This is a genomic window from Streptomyces sp. NPDC018693 (assembly GCF_044391385.1).
In the GTDB taxonomy this organism is placed as follows: Bacteria; Actinomycetota; Actinomycetes; order Streptomycetales; family Streptomycetaceae; genus Streptomyces.
Genome location: NZ_JBIRZZ010000006.1, coordinates 160023 through 181709, shown reverse-complemented (window position 1 = coordinate 181709; position 21687 = coordinate 160023). Strand labels below are relative to the sequence as shown.

Genomic DNA, 21687 nt, shown 5'->3' with positions numbered 1-21687 from the left:
AGCTCCCTTACGGTCCTCAGGTCACGTCGTCATAACCGTTGACCCGGTCCGTGCGCGACTGCTCGGGCAGGGCGCGGCTCGCGGCGACCGTCTCGACCTCGCCGATGTCCTCGGGGGTGAGGTCCAGCTCCGCCGCCTCGTCGTCGGCGGGGCCCAGGGCCTCGCGGCGGCGCCGGCGCCGGTCGTTCAGCAGCGAGAAGGCGACCGCGCCGAAGTACAGCACCCAGATCGGCCCGGCGAGCGCCAGCATCGAGATGGGGTCGGTGCTGGGCGTGGCGACCGCGGCGAAGACGGTGATGCCGATGATCATGGCACGCCACCAGCCGAGCATCCGCTTGCCGGTGATGGCGCCGGTCATGTTGAGCATGACCAGCAGCAGCGGCAGCTCGAAGGAGAGACCGAAGACGACCACCATGCGCGTGACGAGCTGGAGCAGGTCGTCGAGCGGCAGCAGGTTGTCGACGCCGTTCGGCGTGAACTCGATGAGCACGCTCGCGGTGGTGGGCAGCACCCGGTAGGCGAAGTAGCCGCCGCCGAGGAAGAGCGGCACACCGGTGCCGACGAAGGCGTAGGCGTACTTGCGCTCGTGCTTGTGCAGGCCCGGGGCGATGAACGCCCACAGCTGGTAGAGCCAGACCGGCGAGGCGAACACGATGCCGGCCATCAGCGAGACCTGGAGGGCCAGCGTGAACGGCGTGAGGAGGCCGTTGATGGTGATCCGGGCGCACTGGTCCTCGCCCGAGGTGTTCGCCAGCTCTTCGAAGGTCTTCTCACAGCCGACCGAGTCGAGGATCGGCTGGGTGAGGAAGTTGATGATGTCCTTGTAGAAGAAGGCGGCGACCACCGTGATCAGGACGATGGCCAGCAGCGCCTTCGCGAGCCGGTTGCGGAGCTCACGAAGGTGTTCCGCGAGGGGCATCCGCCCCTCGGGATCCTTCTCCTTGTTGCGGGCAGGCTTCAGCAACCCACGTTCCCATCTCGTGCGGCGGGCCGGAGGTCACCGGCCCTGCGTCAGCGCTTGGTGGTGTCCGTCGGCTCGGTGACCGGGCGGGAGCTGGTCACATCGCCGGGAGCGGCCTGGATGGTGCGCTGCGCGGGGGGCTCCTCACCGGGGTTCGGCGGGGCGGTCGGCGCCGGGTTGCTGTTGCCCTCTTCCTTCATCGCCTTGGCCTCGCTCTTGAGGATGCGCGCGGACTTGCCGAGCGAACGGGCCATGTCCGGAAGCTTCTTCGCGCCGAACAGCAAGATGATGACGACGAGGATGAGAATGATCTCGGGGGCACCGAGCTTTCCGAACATAAGTCTTTACCTTCTCACCGAGGCGGCTGGGTGGGGCTGCTGTCCGACCGGTCGGACACCTGTCCGAACGATCGTCTTGGCAGCGATCGTAACGCTCAGGGGTAAACCTGAGGCAATCCCCGTGCGTACTCCCGTCAGCGGACCGGGCCTCGTTCTCCGGGCCGCGACCAGCAGCGTACCTGCCGTGACCACCGGCGTGGGAGGGAGAAGTCGCCCACATCGCATTCCACGCAGGACTCACAGAGTCCTCACGGCAGGACTCACAGCGAGTCCACAGTGCGGGCCGCGCTCACCGCCGCCCGCTCCAGATCCTCGGCCGCCCGGTTGATGCGACGCGCCGAGTCCGCGACCTGCCGGCCGAGCCGCTGTGCCTCCAGGAAGACCCGTACGGCGAGCACCCCCAGGACGAGGAGTCCCACAAAACCCACGGCTACCGCGAACATCGGCCAGAACATGGCCCCGAGCCTAGACCCTTGGGAACCGTGGACCGACCCGCTCAGACCGTGGACTGCAGCCGCAGGGTCCGCACCCCGCCCCGGGTGAGGAGGTCCACGATCCGTTCCCCCGCCGGCTTGCGCACGGCCGCGCCACAGTCGGGGCAGGTGAAGGAGTAGAAGGTGCTGCGGCTGGTGGCGCCGATGGCCAGCATCAGAGCGCCCGCGGCGAGCTCGAAGCGACCGCGGCAGTCCGGGCAGCCGGCCCGGAACACCATCGGGGCCAGCACGGCCGGGGCCGCGTGCCGCATCCCCGCGAACGCGGAGGCCACCGAGACCCCCCGGGCACCGGACGCCGCCGACTCACTCACAGCCCCTGCTCCTGTCCGTCGAACTGCCTGGTCAGCCCGGCACCCGACGCGCCATGCGGCGTGGCCGGCACATCATGCGACGCGCCCAGCGCGCCGTGCCGCGTGCCCGACGCCTCACCTCCCGTACTCGCCGACTCCGCGTCGATCCCGTCATACGCGGCGAGCGCCTCGCGGGCGGCCCGGCGGGCGCTGTCGGCGAGGTCCTGCGGCGCGACGATCCGGCCGTCGCGGCCGAGCCGCAGGGCCAGGCGTCTGAGCGAGGCCGGGTCGGGCGTGCGCAGGGTGATGCGCAGCCCGCCGTCCGGGAGCTCGTCCGCGCTGTCGTGCGGGTAGTACTCGGCGACCCAGCGGCCGGCCGGGCCGACCTCGACGACGACCTCCGGGTCCTCGGCGGCCGGCTGCACCAGGGCCTCCGAGAGGTCCCGCAGCTCGATCTCCGGTGGCGCGGACGGCTCGTCCAGGATTCTGATCTCGGCCACCCGGTCCAGCCGGAAGGTGCGGCGCGCCTCGGAGCGGCGGCACCACGCCTCCACATAGGTGTGCCCGACGCTGACCAGGCGGATGGGGTCGATCTCGCGCTCGGTCACCTCGTCCCGCGCGGGCGAGTAGTAGCGGATCCACAGCCGGCGGCGCTCGGAGATGGCCCGGTCGACATCGGCGAAGACCCCGCCCTCCGACTCGAAGGTCACCGACAGCCGGGAGCTGGCGCCCGCCGCCTCTCCGGCCGCGGTCTCGACCTTCGCGGTGGCCCGCAGCAGGGCCTGCCGGTCGCTCTCCCGCAGCCCGGGCAGCGTCGCCACCGCGCGGGCCGCCACCAGCAGCGCGGTGGCCTCGTCCGCGGCCAGCCGCAGCGGTTCGGCGGCCTCGGCGCCCAGCGCGGCCGGGTTGTGCCACCAGATGCGCTCGCCGTCGGTGTCGATGTCGAGCAGATCGCCGCCGCGGAAGCTGGTGCCGCACATCGGCAGCACATCGAGGTCCGAGACCAGCTCGTCCTCGGTGATCCCGAAGGCACGGGCCACGTCCTCGACGCGCGCGCCGGGGCGCTCCCTGAGATACGTCACCAGGGAGAGCATCCGCCGGGTCTGGTCGATCGCGTTCGCCGGTCTGACCGGTTTGCCTGCCACTGTCTTGCTCCGCTCCCCCTCAGCCCTTGGCCACGGCCCGTAGCCGGTCCACGACGTCCGCCCGCAGCTCCGCGGGCTCCATGACGACCACGTCCGGCCCGAACTCCACCAGCCAGGCGTCCAGCCCGTGCCCGTACGGAATCTCCAACTCGTCCCAGCCGTCACCGAGTTCCCGTACGGCGGTGGCCTTCGCCCGAAGGGGGTAACCGGCGCCCGAACGCAGCCGGATCCGCGCGCTGCGGTCGGCGGTCTCGCCCGCCCAGCTCGCCACGGTCTCACGCACGGTGACGACGTCGGGGACGGGCGCGGTGAAGCGGCCGCCGCGGGAGCGGACCTTGCCGGTGATCCGCGACAGCCGGAACACCCGCTCCGCGCCCCGCTCGCGGTCAAAACCCGCCAGGTACCAGTGGCCGCGCCAGCACTCCAGGGCCCACGGCTCGACATGCCGGGGCTCGGGGTGCGCGGCGGTGGCCTTGCGGTAGTCGAACACGACCGGGCGGCGGTCCCGGCAGGCCAGCATCAGCGGCTCGAACGCCGCCTCGTGCACCGGGATACGGGGCTCCAGCGCGCTGTGCGCGCCGTACGGGTCGACGTCCTCGGGCAGGCCGGCCGCGCGCAGCTTCTGCAGAGCGCCGGAGGCGGCCCCGGCGAGTCGGGCCTGCTGCCACACCTTGGCGGCCAGGCCGAGCGCGGCGGCTTCCTCGGCGTCCAGGGTGATGGGCGGGAGGCGGTTGCTGTCGCGGCGGGCGAGATAGCCGACCTCGCCGTCGACGCTCTCCACGGTCTCGATGACCAGGCCGAGCTCCCGCAGATCGTCCTTGTCCCGCTCGAACATGCGGTTGAAGGAGTCGTCGCCTCCTGCGCCCGACCCGAATGCCTCCACGTAAGCCTCGATGGACTCGCGCAGCTCACGCTTGCTGAGCGGCCGACGCGTCCCGAGCAGACACAGCGCCAGGTTCATCAGCCGCTCGGCCTTGGCAATGGCCATCGACGCCCTTCGCCTCCCTAAGGTGCTTACGAACGATGACCGTACCGCCCCGAAGTGGCGCGGCAAAAGCCGAGGGCCCATGCCCGGACAGGCATGGACCCGAGGTGATCGGCTCCGATCGGAGACTGCTCAGACCCCGAGCAGGTCCACCACGAAGATCAGCGTCTCGCCGGGCTTGATCGCCGGGGTGGGGCTCTGGTTGCCGTAGGCGAGGTGCGCCGGAATTGTCAGCTGACGGCGGCCGCCGACCTTCATGCCCTGCACACCCAGGTCCCAGCCCTTGATGACGCGGCCCCCGCCCAGCGGGAAGCGGAACGGGGTGCCCCGGTTCCAGCTCGCGTCGAACTCCTCGCCCGTGCTGAAGGCGACACCCACATAGTGGACCGTGACGGTCTGACCCGCCTTGGCCACCTCGCCGTCGCCCTCCCAGATGTCCTTGATCTCGAGGTCCGCCGGGGGCTCGCCGCCGGGGAAGTCGATCTCGGGCTTGTCGATGCTCACGTCTCTAGCTCCTGCTTGTTGTCGGAAAGGCAACACCCACAGTCTTGCATCCCGACGCCGTCACAGCTTCGCGAGGATGTCCACCGTGAACACCATCGTGGAGTCCTTCTCGATCCCGCTGCCCTGCGGCGGATTGTCGCCGTAACCCAGCTCCGGCGGAATCACGATGAGAACCCTGCTGCCCACCTTCTTGCCCGTCAGACCCTGCGCCCAGCCCTTCACGACCTCACCGAGCCCGAACGACGCCAGCGAGCTGCGCGCATAGCTGGAGTCGAACTCCTTGCCCGTGTTCCACACCACGCCCTTGTACTGCACCAGGGCGCTGCTGTCGGCCGTCAGCTCCTCACCGTCACCCTCCAGGACGTAGTTCGCCACGAGCTTCTTCGGCGGCTCCGCCTTGGGAATCTCGATGGACGGCGCCTTGCCGTCGGTGTTGGTACCGGCCTTCGGCAGCGCGGCGTCGTCCTGGGCGACCTCCTTGCCCTTGGCGGAGCTGTTGGTCGGGAAGGTGTCCTTCACATCGACCACGAACACCAGCGTGTCGGTCCCCTTGATGCCCGCCTGCTCATTGCCGCTCGTGCCATAACCCCAGGTCGGCGGCACCGAGAACTCGACCCGGCTGCCCGCCTTCTTCCCCGCCAGCGCATACCGCCAGCCATCGATGATGGTGCCCTCGGACAGCTGGATCGCCAGCCGCGCCTTACGGTCGTAGGAGTTGTCGAAGACCTTCGCGCTGTCCCAGATCTGACCGAGGTAATGGGCGACGACGAAGTCCTTCTCCGCGATCGTACGACCGCCACCCGCGACGACCGTCTTCACCGCGAGCTGGTCGGACGGATCCCCGCTGCCCTTGGCGACCGTCGGCTTCTCGTCGAACTTCGCACCCGCCGTGATGGCCGGCAGCGGACCGTCCACGATCTTCGGCGCGGGCACCGCTGTGTCCGCCGGGGCGGAGGGCGACGCGCTGTCGCTCGCCTCGGAGTCGGACTTGTCGTCACCGCATCCGGCGAGCGTGACCAGTCCTGCGGGAACGGCGGCGAGAAGAAGAGAGCGTCGGCGCACGGTGGGGGCCTCGTAATCGATCGATCTTGCGGATGGCAGTGCGCGCAACTCTACGGCGTGAGAAGGGCGCCGTACGCGAAACGTACGGCGCCCGTGTTGCGTTCCGAACCTCTCCGCGAAACGCCTCGCTCACATCCCGGCGATCAACTTCTCCACCCGGTCGTCCACCGAACGGAACGGGTCCTTGCACAACACCGTGCGCTGCGCCTGGTCGTTCAGCTTCAGGTGCACCCAGTCGACCGTGAAGTCACGGCGCTGCTCCTGGGCCCTGCGGATGAAGTCCCCGCGCAACCGCGCCCGAGTGGTTTGCGGCGGCACCGACTTGCCCTCGAAGATCTTCAAATCGTCGCAGACACGAGCCGCTTGACCCTTCTTCTCCAGCAGGTAGTACAGGCCACGACGCCGGTGGATGTCGTGGTAGGCGAGGTCTATCTGCGCCACCCGCGGATGCGACATGGTCATGTTGTGCTTGGCGCGGTAGCGCTCCAGCAGCTTGTACTTGATCACCCAGTCGATCTCGGTACCGATACGGTCCAGGTCCTCCGACTCGATCGCGTCCAGCGTACGACCCCACAGCTCCAGCACCCGCTCGACCGTACCGGTGCGGATCCCGCGGCGCTCGCAGAAGTCCACGGCCTTCTCGTAGTACTCGCGCTGCACCTCCAGCGCCGACGCCTCACGGCCGCTCGCCAGCCGCACCTTGCGCCGACCGGTGATGTCATGACTGACCTCACGGATCGCCCGGATCGGGTTCTCCAGGGTCAGATCGCGCATCACCGTGCCCGCCTCGATCATCCGCAGCACCAGATCGGTCGCACCGACCTTCAGCAGCATGGTCGTCTCGGACATGTTCGAATCGCCCACGATGACATGCAGCCGGCGATAGCGCTCGGCGTCCGCGTGCGGCTCGTCACGGGTGTTGATGATGGGCCGCGATCGGGTGGTCGCCGAGGAGACGCCCTCCCAGATGTGCTCGGCCCGCTGGCTGACGCAGTACACGGCCCCCCGCGGGGTCTGCAGCACCTTGCCGGCGCCGCACAGCAGCTGCCGCGTCACCAGGAACGGGATCAGGATGTCCGCGAGCCGCGAGAACTCCCCGTGCCGCGCCACCAGGTAGTTCTCATGGCAGCCGTAGGAGTTGCCCGCCGAGTCGGTGTTGTTCTTGAACAGATAGACGTCGCCCGCGATTCCCTCCTCATGCAGGCGGCGTTCCGCGTCGACCAGGAGTCCTTCGAGAATGCGCTCGCCGGCCTTGTCGTGGGTGACCAGTTCGATCACGTTGTCACATTCGGGTGTCGCGTATTCCGGGTGGGAGCCCACGTCCAGATACAGACGGGCTCCGTTCCGCAGAAACACATTGCTGCTGCGGCCCCATGACACGACACGGCGGAAGAGGTACCGCGCCACCTCGTCAGGCGACAGACGGCGCTGTCCCCTGAACGTGCACGTGACGCCGTACTCGTTCTCCAGCCCGAAAATGCGGCGGTCCATGAGTGAACATTACGCCCGATCCCCCGAGCTGAAACGAGGTTCGACAGCTCGGTTCGGATCATTTTCCGATGAAGACGCAACAACCGTGTGCGCGGCGGACACCGCCATTACCCGCCCCGTGGCCAGCAAAACCAGCAACGACACACCACCCGCGACCCCCGGCACCGCGAAACCCCACAGCGCGCCGCCCGCCTCCACGACCGGCCCCGCCAGCCCCGTACCCAGCGAGTGGCCCACCGTGAACGTCGTCACCAGCCACGAGAACGCCTCCGTCACCGTCCCCCGCGGAGCGTGCCGGTCCACGATGACGAAGGCACACGCGATGGCCGGCGCCAGAAACACACCGGCCAGCGCGGTCAACGCCACCATCGCCACCGCACCCGGCATCAGCATCAGCGGCAGATAACACACCGCCAGAAACGCCACCAGCACCCGCAGTCGCCGCTCCGGCACCCCCGGCCAGGGCCGCGCGCCGTACACCGTGCCACCGATCAACGCACCCAGCCCCAACGCGGCCATCAGCCAGCCGTACACCGCGTCACCACCGTGGTCATCCGCGTACGGCACAGAGGCGACCGTGATCGAGCCCAGCGCGATCCCCACGAACAGGAACGCGCCGAGCAGCGCCAGCAGACCCCGCGAGCGCAGAGCACCCAGCCAGTGCGCCTCACGCGGCGCAGAGCGCCACGCACGCGAAGGCGGCGACAGCACCACCGACAACGCGCCGACCACCCCCACCGCGTTCAGCACGAGCAGCGCCGCCTGCGCGGACCACACCGACACGCACAGCGTCACCAGCAGCGGACCGACGGTGAACATCACCTCCTGGGCCACCGCGTCCATCGCGTACGCCGTGTGCACCTGGTCCTCGCGGCGCAGCACCGACGGCCACAGAGCCCGCAGACCGCCCTCCAGAGGCGGCGTGAACAGACCGGCGGCCCCGACGGCGGCATAGGCGAGCGGCAGCGCCTCCAGGCCGGTGAACGCGAACACGGCCATCGCGAGCGCCGAGGCGAGCGCGGCGGGCAGCTGCACACGGGGCTGGCCCCGCAGATCCACCAGCCGGCCGAGCACCGGCTGACCGACGGCATTGGCCACGCCGTACACCGCCGCCAGCGCCCCCGCGAGGCTGTAGCCGCCGCCCTCGGCGCGCACGAACAGCACGATCGCGATCGCGGCGGTGGCGTTCGGCAGCCGGCCCACGAGCGTGCCCGTGAGCAGCCGCGCCGCATGCCGCGCCCTCAGGATCTCCAGGTAGCCCGCGGCCATGGCCTCGCCTCCAACGGCTCGCCGGGGCCTCGGCCCACCCCGGAGTTTTACGTATAACGTCCACGGTCATACGTACCATGTCCGCTGTTCACCAGTCCAGGTGTGCACCAGCCCAGACGAAAGCGCAGGCCCCCGGTGGCACGAGGCAGCACCCGCCCCACCAGCCGTGACGTCGCACACGCCGCGGGAGTGTCACAGGCCGCCGTCTCACTCGTCCTCGGCGACAAATGGCGAGGACGCGTCTCCGAGACCACAGCGGAACGCGTCCGCGAAGCCGCCCGCGCACTCGGCTACCGACCCAACCTCGCCGCCCGCCATCTGCGCCTGGGCCGCACACGCACGGTCCTCCTGGTCGTCCCCGCCCTCACCACGGAGTTCTTCGCCGGCGTCTACACCGGCGCCGCCCGCGTCGCCGCCGACCACGGCTTCGGCGTCGTCCTCTACCCCTCCCCCGAAGGCATCGGCCCCGCCCGCGACCCCTTCGCCTCCGCCCAGGCCGCCCTCGACGGCGTCATCGCCTCCTCCATGGCCGCCGACGCCCTCACCGCCATCCGCGGCGACCAACTCCCCCTCGTCATGCTCGACAGCGACCCCACCGGCAGCCTCGGCGCCGCCACCGTCAACCTGGACATCGCCGACGGCGTCCGACAGGCCGCGGAACACCTCCTCGGGCTGGGCCACCGCCGCTTCCTCCACGTGGCCGCAGACATCCCGTCCTGGACCTTCGAAGTCCGCAAGCGCGAACTGGCCGCCCGGCTCGCCGCCGCCCCGGGCACGTCACTGCGCGTCGCACACACCCCACTGAGCATCGAAGACGCCCTCACGGCCACGGAAGCCGCACTCGCCGCCCCCGGCCCCCTGCCCACCGCCGTCGTCTGCGACGACGACAAACTCGCCGCGGGCGTCTACAAGGCCGTACGACGACGAGGACTGCGCATCCCCGACGACATCTCGGTCACCGGCGTGGACGACATCGCCCTCGCCGCCGCCCTCGACCCCGAGCTCACCACCGTCCGACTCGACGCCGAACTGTTCGGCGAACGCGGCATGCGGGCCCTCCTGGCGGTCCTGGACGGCCGTACACCGGACGCGGGGGACATCCCCGTCGACTTGGTCGTCCGAGCCTCCACAGGGGCGCCCAGAGCCTCCTGAGACGCCCCGTGCCCCAGCCGAGGACTCGGCCGGGGCACGGACAGGGCACAGCGGGTCGGGATTCCCCCCGGCGGTCAGCTCTCCTCGGAACTCTCCGCCTCGGTCGCCGGACCGTCCGACTCCAGCAGCCGCGACAACTGCGCGCCGACGATCCGCTTGAACTTGCGCGACTGCGGCCGCGTACGGTCCAGCACCGCGACCTCCAGACGCTCCGCGGGAATCTCCCGCTGACTGCCGTTCGTGTCCCGCGACAGCGCCTGCACAGCCAGCTTCAGCGCCTCGGACAGGCTCATACCGTCCTGGTGACGCTGGTCCAGATAACTGCTGATCTGCTCGGCGTTACCACCGACCGCGACCGAACCGTGCTCGTCCACGATCGAACCGTCATGCGGCAGCCGATAGATCTGATCACCCTCCGGGGTCTCCCCCACCTCGGCCACCACCAGCTCCACCTCGTACGGCTTCTCAGCCGCCGACGAGAAGATCGTGCCCAGCGTCTGGGCGTACACGTTGGCCAGACCACGGGCGGTGACATCGTCCCGGTCGTAGGTGTAACCGCGCAGGTCGGCGTACCGGACACCGCCGATCCGCAGATTCTCGTACTCGTTGTACTTGCCGGCGGCCGCGAAACCGATCCGGTCATAGATCTCGCTGAACTTGTGCAGCGCGCGGGACGGGTTCTCACCGACGAACACAATGCCGTCGGCGTACTGCATGACGACCAGGCTGCGGCCACGGGCGATGCCCTTGCGCGCGTACTCCGCGCGATCCGCCATCGCCTGCTGGGGTGAGACATAGAACGGCGTCGACACCGGTTATCCGTCCCTTTCTGTGGAAGTCACTGGATCACCTTGCCAAGAACGGCGGCCGGCTACAGCAGCGCGGCCCGCGGACCGTCCGGCTGCTCCAGCCGGCGCTCCAGCACCGAGCGGGCGATCTCGGAGGACTCGTCCTCCGTGAGCCGGCGGAAACCGTCCTCGGTGATCACGGTGACGATCGGGTAGATCCGGCGGGCGACATCGGGACCACCGGTCGCCGAGTCGTCGTCAGCCGCGTCATACAGGGCCTGCACCACCAGCGTCGTGGCCTCGGCCTCACTCAGGTCGGCATGGAACAGCTTCTTCATCGCACCGCGCGCGAAGATCGAACCGGAGCCGGTGGCCGCATAGCCCTGCTCCTCGGAACGCCCGCCCGTCACGTCGTACGAGAAGATCCGCCCCTTGCCCCGGTCCACGTCGTACCCCGCGAACAGCGGCACGACCGCCAGGCCCTGCATCGCCATCCCCAGATTCGACCTGATCATCGTCGACAGCCGGTTCGCCTTGCCCTCCAGCGACAGCTGGGCGCCCTCGACCTTCTCGAAGTGCTCCAGCTCCAGCTGGAACAGCTTCACCATCTCGACCGCGAGACCGGCCGTACCGGCGATACCGACGGCGGAGTACTCGTCCGCCGGGAACACCTTCTCGATGTCCCGCTGCGCGATCACGTTGCCCATGGTGGCCCGTCGGTCACCGGCGAGCACGACCCCACCCGGGAAGGTGACCGCCACGATGGTCGTCCCGTGCGGCGCCTCGATCACCCCCTGCGTGGGCGGCAGCTGCCGGTTGCCGGGCAGCAGCTCCGGCTGGTGCTCCGACAGGAAGTCCATGAAGGACGAGGACCCAGGCGTCAGGAAGGCAGCTGGTAGACGCCCGGTGCTACGAGTGTTGGCTTCCACGCGATTCCTTCCACGTAAGCAGCAGCCCGCCTTATGACGTCGGGCCGATCCTTGAACTGCCCCAGCGCAGCGTTGCAGCTGAAGCACAGTACGCCACGGACCCTACCCGTCTCATGGCAGTGATCCACATGCTCGGCGGGGGCGGCGAGACATATGCAGCAGATGCCTCGCTGCTCAGCTACCAGCGCACCCAACTCCGCTGGCGTGAGACCGTACTTGCGCTTGAAGTAGCTGACCCGGTTCCGCTCCGCCCGGCACGCACGGCAATAGCTGGCCCAGCCGTCGGACGAGGACTTGTTGCGCTCCCATTCGGAGTGCGGCTTAACCTCTTCGCACTGCGGACACCGCTTGTGCCCCGACGGGACCAGAACCTTCTGCCGGACCTTCTTCCCCTTGGCCTCCTGGCGCTGCCGGTAGTACTCGGCGGCACACTCCCGGCAGTACGCCTGGAGGCCATCGGGCATGGACTTGTTGCTTGCGAACCCCGCACGCGGCAAGTGCTGCTTGCACCGCGAACAGCGTTTCGATCCCGACTCTTCGTTCACTCCGAGCTTCCGCGACTCAACCTTCGAATCGAAGGCAAAAGTCACTCTCCACCCTTCTGAACGAAGGACCTCACGAAATCCTCTGCGTTCTCCTCGAGTACGTCATCGATTTCGTCGAGAACCGAGTCCACGTCATCGCTCAGCTTCTCGTGCCGTTCCTTGAGGTCCTCGGAAGCCTGGGCCTCTGCCGCCTGCTCCTCGACTTCCTCCGTGGAGCGCGTGGCCTTCTGCTGGCCGCCGCCGGTGTCCTTGGTCGCCATAACCTCACCCCGCTCAGTTCGCCCGACATGGTCGACAGGTCGGCTTTCCTGCCGATCGGTGGTGATCAGACCCTACAAGCCGGGTCTGACATCGGCCCCGTAGTTTCTCCAACGTACGGGGGCCAACTCGATGATTCCCGGGCGCGCGGGTTTCCACCCTGCGCGCCCGGACCGTCCGGGTACCCGTTCAGCCGCCGGAGAGGACCCTGACCAGGTCTTCTGCGGTGCGGCAGCGGTCGAGCAGCTCCTTGACGTGATTTCGCGTTCCGCGAAGCGGTTCGAGGGTTGGAACGCGTTGGAGCGAGTCCCGGCCGGGGAGGTCGAAGATCACGGAGTCCCAGGAGGCGGCGGCGACGTCGTCGGCGTACTGGTCGAGGCAGCGGCCGCGGAAGTAGGCGCGGGTGTCCTCCGGGGGCTTGGTCTTGGCGCGCTCGACGTCTGTCTCGTCGAGGAGGCGCTTCATGCGGCCGCGGGCGACGAGGCGGTTGTAGAGACCTTTCTCGGCGCGTACGTCGGCGTACTGGAGGTCGACGAGGTGGAGGCGTGCGGCGTCCCAGTCGAGGTTGTCGCGGCGCCGGTAGCCTTCCATGAGTTCTCGTTTGGCGACCCAGTCGAGTTCGCCTGCGAGGCTCATGGGGTCGTGCTCAAGGCGGGTGAGGGTGTCCTCCCAGCGGGTCAGGATGTCCTTGGTCTGTTCGTCGGCGTCGGCGCCGTAGCGTTCCTCCACGTACTTGCGGGACAGCTCGTAGTACTCCATCTGCAGTTGGACGGCGGTGAGTGTGCGGCCGCTGCGGAGGGTGACGAGGCGCTTGAGTGTGGGGTCGTGGGAGACCTGGTGGAGGGTGCGTACGGGTTGGTCGACGGCGAGGTCGACGGCGATGAAGCCGTCTTCGATCATGGCGAGGACCAGGGAGGTCGTGCCGAGTTTGAGGTAGGTGGAGATCTCGGAGAGGTTGGCGTCGCCGATGATCACATGCAGGCGGCGGTACTTCTCGGCGTCGGCATGGGGCTCGTCGCGGGTGTTGATGATGGGCCGTTTCAGCGTGGTCTCCAGGCCGACCTCGACCTCGAAGTAGTCGGCGCGCTGGCTGAGCTGGAAGCCGTGTTCGTGGCCGTCCTGGCCGATGCCGACGCGGCCGGCGCCGGCGAAGACCTGGCGGGAGACGAAGAAGGGCGTGAGGTGGCGCACGATGTCGGAGAAGGGGGTGTCCCGCTTCATGAGGTAGTTCTCGTGCGTGCCGTAGGAGGCGCCCTTGTTGTCGGTGTTGTTCTTGTAGAGGTGGATGGGCTGGGCGCCGGGGAGTGCGGCGGCGCGTTCGGCGGCCTCGGCCATGATGCGTTCGCCGGCTTTGTCCCAGAGGACGGCGTCGCGGGGGTTGGTGACCTCGGGGGCGCTGTATTCGGGGTGTGCGTGGTCGACGTAGAGGCGGGCGCCGTTGGTGAGGATGACGTTGGCGAGGCCGATGTCCTCGTCGGTGAGCTGGCTGGCGTCGGCGGCCTCGCGGGTGAGGTCGAAGCCCCGGGCGTCCCGCAGGGGGTTTTCCTCCTCGAAGTCCCAGCGGGCCCGGCGGGCCCGGTGCATCGCCGCGGCGTAGGCGTTGACGATCTGGGATGAGGTGAGCATGGCATTGGCGTTGGGGTGGCCGGGGACGGAGATCCCGTACTCCGTCTCGATGCCCATTACTCGCCGTACGGTCATGCGGCCCTCCTTGCCCGGCGGCACCCTCGGTCGTGGGCGCCGCTCAAGTACCGCTCGTGCTCGGGCGGCTGTGCGGTGCCCGTCCCCGCACTGCGCGACCCGGCGGTACGGAAGAGCCTAGAACGCCTTTGCGCTGGTGGGGAGATCATTTGCGTCATTGCTCGGTCGCCCTTGGTCCGGTCGTGGCCCGGAAAGCAGTCGGCTGCGGGTACCCGGTGGGGACACCCGCAGCCGCCCTGTCTTTTACAGGTACTGTCCGGTGTTGGCCACCGTGTCGATGGAGCGTCCGGTGTCTGCGCCTTGCTTTCCGGTGATGAGGGTGCGGATGTAGACGATCCGTTCGCCCTTCTTTCCGGAGATGCGGGCCCAGTCGTCCGGGTTGGTGGTGTTGGGCAGGTCCTCGTTCTCCTTGAACTCGTCCACGCATGCCTGGAGGAGGTGGGAGACGCGCAGGCCCTTCTGGTTCTTTTCGAGGAAGTCCTTGATCGCCATCTTCTTGGCGCGGCCGACGATGTTCTCGATCATGGCGCCGGAGTTGAAGTCCTTGAAGTAGAGGACTTCCTTGTCGCCGTTGGCGTAGGTGACTTCCAGGAAGCGGTTTTCCTCGGATTCGGCGTACATCTGTTCCACGGCGGTCTGGATCATGCTCTGGACTGTCATGGACTTGTCGCCGCCGTGTTCGCCGAGGTCCTCGGAGTGCAGCGGGAGGCGCTCGGTGAGGTACTTGCCGAAGATGTCCTTGGCGGCTTCGGCGTCGGGGCGCTCGATCTTGATCTTCACGTCGAGGCGGCCGGGGCGCAGGATGGCGGGGTCGATCATGTCCTCGCGGTTGGAGGCGCCGATGACGACCACGTTCTGCAGGCCCTCCACGCCGTCGATCTCGGCGAGGAGCTGGGGGACGATGGTGTTCTCCACGTCCGAGCTGACGCCGGAGCCGCGGGTGCGGAAGAGGGATTCCATCTCGTCGAAGAAGACGATGACGGGGGTGCCCTCGCTGGCCTTCTCGCGGGCTCGCTGGAAGACGAGGCGGATCTGGCGTTCGGTTTCGCCGACGTACTTGTTGAGGAGCTCGGGGCCCTTGATGTTGAGGAAGAAGCTCTTGCCTGCGGCCTGGCCGGTGACTTCGGCGACCTTCTTGGCCAGGGAGTTGGCGACGGCCTTGGCGATGAGTGTCTTGCCGCATCCGGGGGGTCCGTAGAGCAGGACGCCCTTGGGTGGGCGCAGTTCGTGCTCCTTGAACAGGTCGGGGTAGAGGTAGGGGAGCTCTACGGCGTCGCGGATCATCTCGATCTGGTTGCCCAGGCCGCCGATCTGCTCGTAGCCGATGTCGGGTACCTCTTCGAGGACGAGTTCCTCGACCTCGCTCTTGGGGACGATCTCGTAGACGTAGCCGGAGCGGGGTTCGAGCAGGAGGGCGTCGCCGGGGCGGATGGTGACGTCCAGCAGCGGCTCGGCGAGCCGTACCACCCGTTCCTCGTCGGTGTGCCCGAGCACCAGGGCTCGTTCGCCGTCCTCGAGGATCTCCTTGAGGGTGACGATGTCCCCGACGCGTTCGAACTCCATGGCTTCGACCACGTTGAGCGCTTCGTTGAGCATGACTTCCTGGCCGCGGCGCAGGTCGTCGAGGTCGACGCTGGGGCTGACGTTCACCCGGAGCTTGCGGCCGCCGGTGAAGATGTCGGCGGTGCCGTCCTCGTTCGCCGTCAGGAAGACACCGAAGCCGGCCGGTGGCTGGGCGAGCCGGTCGACTTCTTCCTTGAGGGCCACGATCTGGTCGCGGGCCTCGCGGAGCGTATTGGCGAGTCGCTCGTTCTGGGCGGACACGCCGGCCAGATTGGTCTGCAGCTCGACGATCCGCTCTTCGAGAATCCTCGTGTGTCGCGGAGAGTCGGCGAGCTTGCGTCGCAGGACGGCGATCTCCTGCTCAAGGTAGGCGATCTGCCCGGCCGGGTCGTCGGACCCGCGTCCCGGGCGGATGCCGCGGTTCATGTCGTCGTCGTGGGCTGCCACGGTCCTCACCTCCTCCAAGGGGAGCTGGACGCTTCCAGACCCTACCTGGGTGGGTGTCGATTGAAACCCCTAGATCACAAAGACGGTCGGGGTGTGTCCGATCTTCACCCTTGCGCTCTCCCTCACGCCAGGGGAATACCCACCGAACGCGGTCGGAAAGCTGCCGAGGGTAGGGTCGAACTGTTCAACACCCGTCAGAGCCTGCATCGTTCCCGTGCGGCTCGACCGTAAACGGCAGGAGACATGAGCGTGCAGCAGGAGGTCGGGGCCGGCGGTGAGGCGCTGGAGGTCTGGATCGATCAGGATCTCTGTACCGGTGACGGCATCTGTGTCCAGTACGCGCCGGAGGTGTTCGAGCTGGACATCGACGGGTTGGCCTATGTGAAGGGCCCGGACGAGGAGCTTGTGCAGGCCAGGGGGGCTACGGCGCCGGTTCCGCTGCCGTTGCTGGCGGATGTGGTGGATTCGGCGCGGGAGTGTCCGGGCGAGTGCATCCATGTGCGGCGGGTTTCGGACAGTGTCGAGGTGTACGGCCCGGACGCGGCGTGATGCGTCGGGTGCGGTCCGTCACTGTTGTCTGATTTCTCACATGGTGTCGGGCTTCATGCGCTGTGGGCGGCTGTGGGGGTGGAGCGGACGAAGGTGTTGTCCTTCCAGCGCCACTGGGTGGTGTCCTGCACGTCGGGGCAGCAACTGGGCACGTCGGCCGAGGAGTAGCCGAGGAACGAGGCGCGGACCGCTCCGTCGGTGACGGTGAGGTCGGTGACGGTGACGCGGTCCTTGGGGTCGATGAGGGTGGCCACCACGCGCGCGTGGGGCGCGTCGGCGGCCTGGGTGAGCACGTAGACGCCGTCGGGCGGGGTGCCCATGGGGGCGTCGCAGTGGACGACGGCGACCGTCTCGGGGCGGCCGTCGCCGTCTAGGTCTCCGGTGGCCTTGCGCATCACGAGGGCCTGGACGGGGCCGCACTCGATGGGGAAGTCGACGCCGGCGGTGGTGGGGGCCACGGTGGTGGGGGCGGATGTGCCCTGTGGGCCGGTGGTCTGTGCGGCCCGGGCGGGGTCGGGCTGCAGGACGGAGGAGAGGGCGACGACGCCGGCGACGGCGGTGGCGGTCGCGACCCAGTGGATCGGCCGGGTGTGGGTGTGTGCCAGGTCCGGGACGGCGGAGTGCTGCACTAGGCGTGTCTCCTGTGAGGGCTGTGCCGGCGGGGGTGGCCAGCATCGTGCCACACGTCACAGGGTGGGGGAACGGCGGGGTGCCGGGTGGTGCGGGGTGTGCGGGCCGGGTGCCGTGGGGTCAATACGGCGAGGCCGTGGCCGAGTTCCGGTGGTGTCGCGGGAACTCGGCCACGGCGTCGCGTCGTTGGTTCGGGTGCGGTGCGGGTCGCGTCAGCGGCCCATGCCTCCGTCGGCGTTGGGGCCGGCGTAGTCCTCGCCGTAGGCGCCCTTGGCGGGGCGGCGGCGGCGCATGGGTGGCTCGACGCCGTCGGCGAGGCGGCGGGCGGTGAGGAGAAAGCCGGTGTGGCCGATCATCCGGTGGTCGGGGCGGACGGCGAGGCCCTCGATGTGCCAGTTGCGGATCATCGTCTCCCAGGCGGTCGGCTCGTTGAAGCAGCCGATCTCGCGGATGGACTCGACGGTCCGGGCGAGCTGGGTGGTGGTGGCGACGTAGCAGCACAGGATGCCGCCGGGGACGAGTGCCTTGGAGACGGCTTCCAGGCATTCCCAGGGGGCGAGCATGTCGAGGATGACGCGGTCGACGTCCGTGTCGGAGAGGTTGTCCTGGAGGTCGCCGACGGTGAGCTGCCAGGCGGGGTGCGGGCCGCCGAAGTAGCGCTCCACGTTGGCCTGGGCGATCTCGGCGAAGTCCGCGCGGCGCTCGTAGGAGTGCAGCATGCCCTGGTCGCCGATGGCGCGCAGCAGGAAGCTGCTGAGCGAGCCGGAGCCGACGCCGGCCTCGACGACGCGGGCGCCGGGGAAGATGTCGGCGAAGGCGAGGATCTGCCCCGCGTCCTTGGGGTAGACGACGGCTGCCCCGCGGGGCATGGACAGGACGTAGTCGGGGAGCAGGGGGCGCAGCGCGAGGTAGGCGACGTTCCCGGTGGTGCGGACAACGCTGCCCTCGGGAGCGCCGATCAGTTCGTCGTGCGGGAAGGAACCCTTGTGGGTGTGGAAGTTCTTCCCGGCCTCGAGCGTGAACGTGTAGTGGCGGCCCTTGGGGTCGGTCAGCTGTACCTGGTCCCCGACCTTGAAGGGCCCGCGCCTGCGGGCGGCACCGGTCGGTTCGGACATGTGAACAGAGTACCGGCGTTTCGGGGGGTCGCCGACCACGCGTGTGTGCCGTGCGTTCAGCTGGGGCGGGCCATCGCCTTGACGAAGGCGCGCTCGACGTCGGCGGCGGACAGGACGCCGTAGATCGCGCCGGTTTCCTCGACGACGAGGTATTCGGTGGCGGGGGTGGCGCGCAGGGCGTCGAGGAGGTCCTCGCCGGCGAGTTCGGCGGAGACGCGCATGCCGTCGGTGAGTTCCTGGGCGAGTCCGCTGACCGCGACCCAGGGGCGGCGGTGTTCGGGTACGCCGACGATGGCGGCCTCGCGGACGAGGGAGACGGGTTCGCCCTCGGCGTCGACGACGACGAGGGCGCGGGCGCCGGCGTCGTTGGCGCGGCGCAGGGCTTCGGAGAGGGGGGTGTCGGTGTCGACGGGGACGGCGCGGCGGGTGAGGTTGCGGGCGCGCAGTTCGGGGAGGTGTTCGCGCAGGCGGGCCATGCGCAGGCTGTTGCCGGCGCCGGTCCAGATGATCGCGGCGAGGATGGCGGCGAGCAGGGCGTCCATGACGGTGTCCATGCCGACGTTGTCCACGGCGCCGGAGCCCAGGGCGCCGGACTGGGTGAGCAGGGGCAGGCCGATCAGGACGGAGACGGCGAGGGCGCGGCCGACCCAGGCGGCGGCGATGGTGCCGCTCATGGGTTTGCCGGTGATCTTCCAGACGACGGCGCGGAGCATGCGGCCGCCGTCGAGGGGGAGGCCGGGGAGGAGGTTGAAGATCGCCACGATGAGGTTGGAGATCATCAGGCCGGCCAGGAGCACGCCGGGGACGGTGCCGGGCTCGACGGGGCGCATGGCGAGGTAGAAGACGCCGGAGAGGGCGAGGGAGAGGAGTGGGCCGACGAAGGCCAGCCAGAACTCTCGTCCGGGGGTTTCGGCCTCTTTCTCGATCTCGGAGACGCCGCCGAAGAACTGGAGCTGGATGCGGCGGACGGGGAGTTTGAAGCGGAGGGCGGCCACGGTGTGGGCGAGTTCGTGGACGAGGACGGAGGCGTAGAAGGCGACCGCGAAGAAGAGGGAGACCAGGTAGCGGGCGGCGCCCAGCTCGGGCAGCACCCGGTCGAGCTGTCCGCCGAACACCCAGGTGATCAGGGCGGCGACGAGGAACCAGCTGGGGGCGACGTAGACGGGCACGCCGAAGGGCCGTCCCATGAGCAGTCCGCCGCGGGGTTCGGGGGCGCGCTGTGGGGGGCGGGGGTTGGCGGCGACAGCGTCAGGGGTGCCGGGGGTGTGGTGTGCCGTGGGGCCCGGGGTCGGTGAGACGGCCCGTCCGGTGTCCGGCTCCTCGGCCTTCCCGGCGGCCGGGCCGGAGGTCTCGGTGTCGCCGTCCGCTGCCGCGGCGTTGGCGGTCGTACGGGGCTCGGCGCTGCCGTCGGGGGCTGTGTCGGTGCCCTGTGCGGGCGTGTCGGGTTCCGTCGGGGTGTCGGGGTCGGGTGGCGTGGGTGTGTGGCCCGCCGGGGTCGGGGTGGGCGTCCCGGTGGGGGGAGCCGTCGGCTCTGTGGGGTGTTCGGTCGCCGGCTGTTCGTTGGCCTGGCGCGGCCGCCCGCTCCCGCCGCTTTCCACCACGGTGTCCCCTCGTTCGAAGCAACTCCCGCTCCTGCCGGGCGGAAGGGTCTCCGACCGATGGTATGCGGCCGTCGGCGCACGTTCCGCCCCGGCACCCCTGTGTTTTCGCGGCGGTCGCCGTGGTCGGGGGCTGCGGCTGGGTGACTGTCAGTGGCGGGCCGTATGGTCTGGGGCATGGAGAGCAGCAGCGAGGATGTGACCGCACGGGCCCCGGAGGCGGTGCCGGCGGCCGGCGTGACCACGGCGGAGCCCGCCCCGGCCACCGCGGCCCCCACCGTCTCGTCCCCTTCCGCCGTCGCCATACCGCCCGCCTCGCTGTCTCCGTCCCGTGCCAGTGACTTCATGCAGTGTCCGCTGCTGTACCGGTTCCGGGTGATCGACAGGCTGCCGGAGAAGCCGAGCGCGGCGGCGACGAGGGGGACGCTGGTGCATGCGGTTCTGGAGCGGCTCTTCGACGCCCCGGCGGCCGAGCGGACCGCGCCGCGTGCCAGGTCGCTGGTCCCGGCGCAGTGGGACCGGCTGCGGGAGAGCCGGCCGGAGATCATGGAGCTGTTCGCCGACGACCCGGAGGGCGAGCGGCTGGCGGGGTGGCTGGGTGAGGCGGAGCAGCTGGTGGAGCGCTGGTTCACGCTGGAGGATCCGACGCGGCTGGAGCCGGCGGAGCGTGAGCTGTTCGTGGAGGCCGAGCTGGAGTCGGGGCTGACGCTGCGCGGCATCATCGACCGGGTCGATGTGGCGCCGACGGGTGAGGTCCGCATCGTGGACTACAAGACGGGCAAGGCGCCGCGTGCGGAGTACGCCGAGGGTGCGCTGTTCCAGATGAAGTTCTACGCGCTGGTCGTCTGGCGGCTGAAGAGGGTGCTTCCGCGGCGGCTGCAACTGGTCTATCTCGGCAGTGGTGATGTGCTGACGTACGACCCGGTGATGGCGGATCTGGAGCGGGTGGAGCGCAAGCTGCTGGCGTTGTGGGACGCGATCCGGCTGGCGACGGAGACGGGGGACTGGCGGCCGAGGCCGACGAAGCTGTGCGGCTGGTGCGACCACCAGGCGCACTGTCCGGAGTTCGGGGGCACTCCCCCGCCCTATCCGCTGGCGGTGAGGGCGGGCGAGTCGGGTGGCGGTGCGCAGGGCAGAATGGGGCCGGACTAGCGAAGGAGACTTACGTGGCCATCCGTGTCCTACTGGTCGACGACCAGCCGCTGCTGCGTACGGGCTTCCGGATGATTCTGGAGGCGGAGCAGGACATCGCGGTCGTCGGCGAGGCCGGGGACGGCCTCCAGGCCCTGGACCAGGTGCGGGCGCTGCAGCCCGATGTGGTGCTGATGGACATCCGCATGCCGCGGATGGACGGTGTGGAGGCGACCCGGCAGATCACCGGTCCGGGGCGGGACGGCCCGGCGAAGGTGCTGGTGCTGACCACCTTCGATCTCGACGAGTATGTGGTGGAGGCGCTGCGGGCGGGTGCCAGTGGTTTTCTGCTGAAGGACGCGCCCGCTCATGAGCTGGTGCAGGCGATCCGGGTGGTGGCGGCCGGTGAGGCCATGCTGGCGCCGAGCATCACGCGTCGGCTGCTCGACAAGTACGCCACGCATCTGCCGTCGGGTGACGAGCCGGTGCCGGACACGCTGCACACGCTGACCGAGCGTGAGGTGGAGGTGTTGAAGCTGGTGGCGCGGGGGTTGTCGAACGCGGAGATCGCCGCGGATCTGTTCGTCAGTGAGACCACCGTCAAGACGCATGTGGGTCATGTCCTGACGAAGCTGGGTCTGCGTGACCGGGTGCAGGCCGCGGTGTACGCGTATGAGAGCGGGCTGGTGCGCCCGGGTGCACAGCAGTAGGGCCGTCGGCCGTCGCGACGTTCAGGGCTACG

General features: G+C 69.3%; 23 protein-coding genes. 4 read left to right on the top strand and 19 right to left on the bottom strand.

Going from position 1 to position 21687, the window contains the following annotated elements; genetic code table 11:
* Positions 1-16: 16 nt before the first annotated feature.
* From tatC to ACH5AC_RS18200, 10 genes are all read right to left on the bottom strand, one after another.
* Positions 17-964: a twin-arginine translocase subunit TatC gene (tatC, locus tag ACH5AC_RS18245; RefSeq protein ID WP_398862893.1), complete on the bottom strand. Its 948-nt coding sequence runs from the start codon at positions 962-964 to the stop codon at positions 17-19.
* A gap of 47 nt (positions 965-1011) precedes the next feature.
* Complete coding sequence (tatA, locus tag ACH5AC_RS18240; protein ID WP_398862892.1) at positions 1012-1299, bottom strand: Sec-independent protein translocase subunit TatA; 288 nt, start codon at positions 1297-1299, stop codon at positions 1012-1014.
* Between the two features lie 260 nt (positions 1300-1559).
* A complete protein-coding gene (locus tag ACH5AC_RS18235; protein WP_398862890.1) occupies positions 1560-1754 on the bottom strand; it encodes a hypothetical protein in 195 nt (64 codons plus the stop codon).
* 41 nt (positions 1755-1795) lie between these two features.
* Entirely contained in the window at positions 1796-2104 is a 309-nt protein-coding gene (locus ACH5AC_RS18230) for a hypothetical protein (RefSeq protein WP_398862889.1), read from the bottom strand.
* Complete coding sequence (locus ACH5AC_RS18225) at positions 2101-3228, bottom strand: helix-turn-helix transcriptional regulator (RefSeq protein ID WP_398862888.1); 1128 nt, start codon at positions 3226-3228, stop codon at positions 2101-2103. The genes ACH5AC_RS18230 and ACH5AC_RS18225 overlap by 4 nt, the downstream gene beginning before the upstream one ends.
* Before the next feature lie 19 nt (positions 3229-3247).
* Complete coding sequence (locus ACH5AC_RS18220) at positions 3248-4216, bottom strand: helix-turn-helix transcriptional regulator (RefSeq protein ID WP_398862887.1); 969 nt, start codon at positions 4214-4216, stop codon at positions 3248-3250.
* Between the two features lie 129 nt (positions 4217-4345).
* Positions 4346-4717 carry an FKBP-type peptidyl-prolyl cis-trans isomerase gene (locus tag ACH5AC_RS18215; protein WP_398862885.1) on the bottom strand — a complete coding sequence of 124 codons (372 nt, stop codon included), beginning with the start codon at positions 4715-4717 and terminating at the stop codon, positions 4346-4348.
* A 60-nt stretch (positions 4718-4777) separates the two neighbouring features.
* Positions 4778-5779, bottom strand: coding sequence for an FKBP-type peptidyl-prolyl cis-trans isomerase (locus ACH5AC_RS18210; RefSeq protein ID WP_398862883.1), 1002 nt, complete (start codon positions 5777-5779; stop codon positions 4778-4780).
* Between the two features lie 129 nt (positions 5780-5908).
* On the bottom strand, positions 5909-7270 hold the full coding sequence (pafA, locus tag ACH5AC_RS18205) for a Pup--protein ligase (protein WP_398862882.1): 1362 nt from the start codon (positions 7268-7270) through the stop codon (positions 5909-5911).
* A 9-nt stretch (positions 7271-7279) separates the two neighbouring features.
* On the bottom strand, positions 7280-8539 hold the full coding sequence (locus tag ACH5AC_RS18200) for an MFS transporter (RefSeq protein ID WP_398862881.1): 1260 nt from the start codon (positions 8537-8539) through the stop codon (positions 7280-7282).
* A gap of 135 nt (positions 8540-8674) precedes the next feature.
* Between ACH5AC_RS18200 and ACH5AC_RS18195 the strand changes: the two genes are divergently transcribed.
* Positions 8675-9691, top strand: coding sequence for a LacI family DNA-binding transcriptional regulator (locus tag ACH5AC_RS18195; protein WP_398862880.1), 1017 nt, complete (start codon positions 8675-8677; stop codon positions 9689-9691).
* A gap of 74 nt (positions 9692-9765) precedes the next feature.
* Here the strand turns inward: ACH5AC_RS18195 and prcA are convergent, their stop codons facing one another.
* The 6 genes from prcA to arc form a co-directional block, all read right to left on the bottom strand.
* Positions 9766-10503 (bottom strand): proteasome subunit alpha, encoded by a 738-nt coding sequence (prcA, locus tag ACH5AC_RS18190; protein WP_398862877.1) that lies wholly within the window; start codon positions 10501-10503, stop codon positions 9766-9768.
* A 59-nt stretch (positions 10504-10562) separates the two neighbouring features.
* The gene (prcB, locus tag ACH5AC_RS18185; RefSeq protein WP_398862876.1) at positions 10563-11408 is read right to left on the bottom strand and encodes a proteasome subunit beta; all 846 of its coding nucleotides are present in this window, start codon (positions 11406-11408) and stop codon (positions 10563-10565) included.
* Entirely contained in the window at positions 11360-11998 is a 639-nt protein-coding gene (locus ACH5AC_RS18180; RefSeq protein ID WP_398862874.1) for an endonuclease VII domain-containing protein, read from the bottom strand. The genes prcB and ACH5AC_RS18180 overlap by 49 nt, the downstream gene beginning before the upstream one ends.
* A complete protein-coding gene (locus ACH5AC_RS18175) occupies positions 11995-12213 on the bottom strand; it encodes a ubiquitin-like protein Pup (RefSeq protein ID WP_031486664.1) in 219 nt (72 codons plus the stop codon). The genes ACH5AC_RS18180 and ACH5AC_RS18175 overlap by 4 nt, the downstream gene beginning before the upstream one ends.
* Positions 12214-12400: 187 nt before the next feature.
* Complete coding sequence (gene dop, locus ACH5AC_RS18170) at positions 12401-13912, bottom strand: depupylase/deamidase Dop (protein WP_398862873.1); 1512 nt, start codon at positions 13910-13912, stop codon at positions 12401-12403.
* Positions 13913-14155: 243 nt separating this feature from the next.
* Complete coding sequence (gene arc, locus ACH5AC_RS18165; RefSeq protein WP_398862872.1) at positions 14156-15922, bottom strand: proteasome ATPase; 1767 nt, start codon at positions 15920-15922, stop codon at positions 14156-14158.
* A 243-nt stretch (positions 15923-16165) separates the two neighbouring features.
* Here arc and ACH5AC_RS18160 point away from each other — a divergent pair, with 243 nt between their 5' ends.
* On the top strand, positions 16166-16471 hold the full coding sequence (locus ACH5AC_RS18160) for a ferredoxin (RefSeq protein ID WP_398862870.1): 306 nt from the start codon (positions 16166-16168) through the stop codon (positions 16469-16471).
* Between the two features lie 53 nt (positions 16472-16524).
* On the opposite strand, the gene ACH5AC_RS18155 is transcribed toward ACH5AC_RS18160, so the two are convergent.
* The 3 genes from ACH5AC_RS18155 to ACH5AC_RS18145 all read right to left on the bottom strand — a co-directional run bounded on the left by ACH5AC_RS18155 (position 16525) and on the right by ACH5AC_RS18145 (position 19817).
* Complete coding sequence (locus tag ACH5AC_RS18155) at positions 16525-17100, bottom strand: hypothetical protein (protein WP_398862869.1); 576 nt, start codon at positions 17098-17100, stop codon at positions 16525-16527.
* Positions 17101-17313: 213 nt separating this feature from the next.
* Positions 17314-18216, bottom strand: coding sequence for a tRNA (adenine-N1)-methyltransferase (locus ACH5AC_RS18150; RefSeq protein WP_398862867.1), 903 nt, complete (start codon positions 18214-18216; stop codon positions 17314-17316).
* Between the two features lie 56 nt (positions 18217-18272).
* Positions 18273-19817, bottom strand: coding sequence for a site-2 protease family protein (locus ACH5AC_RS18145; RefSeq protein ID WP_398862865.1), 1545 nt, complete (start codon positions 19815-19817; stop codon positions 18273-18275).
* Positions 19818-19991: 174 nt separating this feature from the next.
* On the opposite strand from ACH5AC_RS18145, the gene ACH5AC_RS18140 reads away from it, so the two are divergent.
* Both ACH5AC_RS18140 and ACH5AC_RS18135 read left to right on the top strand, forming a co-directional pair.
* A complete protein-coding gene (locus ACH5AC_RS18140; RefSeq protein ID WP_398862864.1) occupies positions 19992-20966 on the top strand; it encodes a RecB family exonuclease in 975 nt (324 codons plus the stop codon).
* A gap of 14 nt (positions 20967-20980) precedes the next feature.
* Positions 20981-21655: a response regulator gene (locus ACH5AC_RS18135; RefSeq protein ID WP_398862863.1), complete on the top strand. Its 675-nt coding sequence runs from the start codon at positions 20981-20983 to the stop codon at positions 21653-21655.
* Positions 21656-21687: the final 32 nt, after the last annotated feature.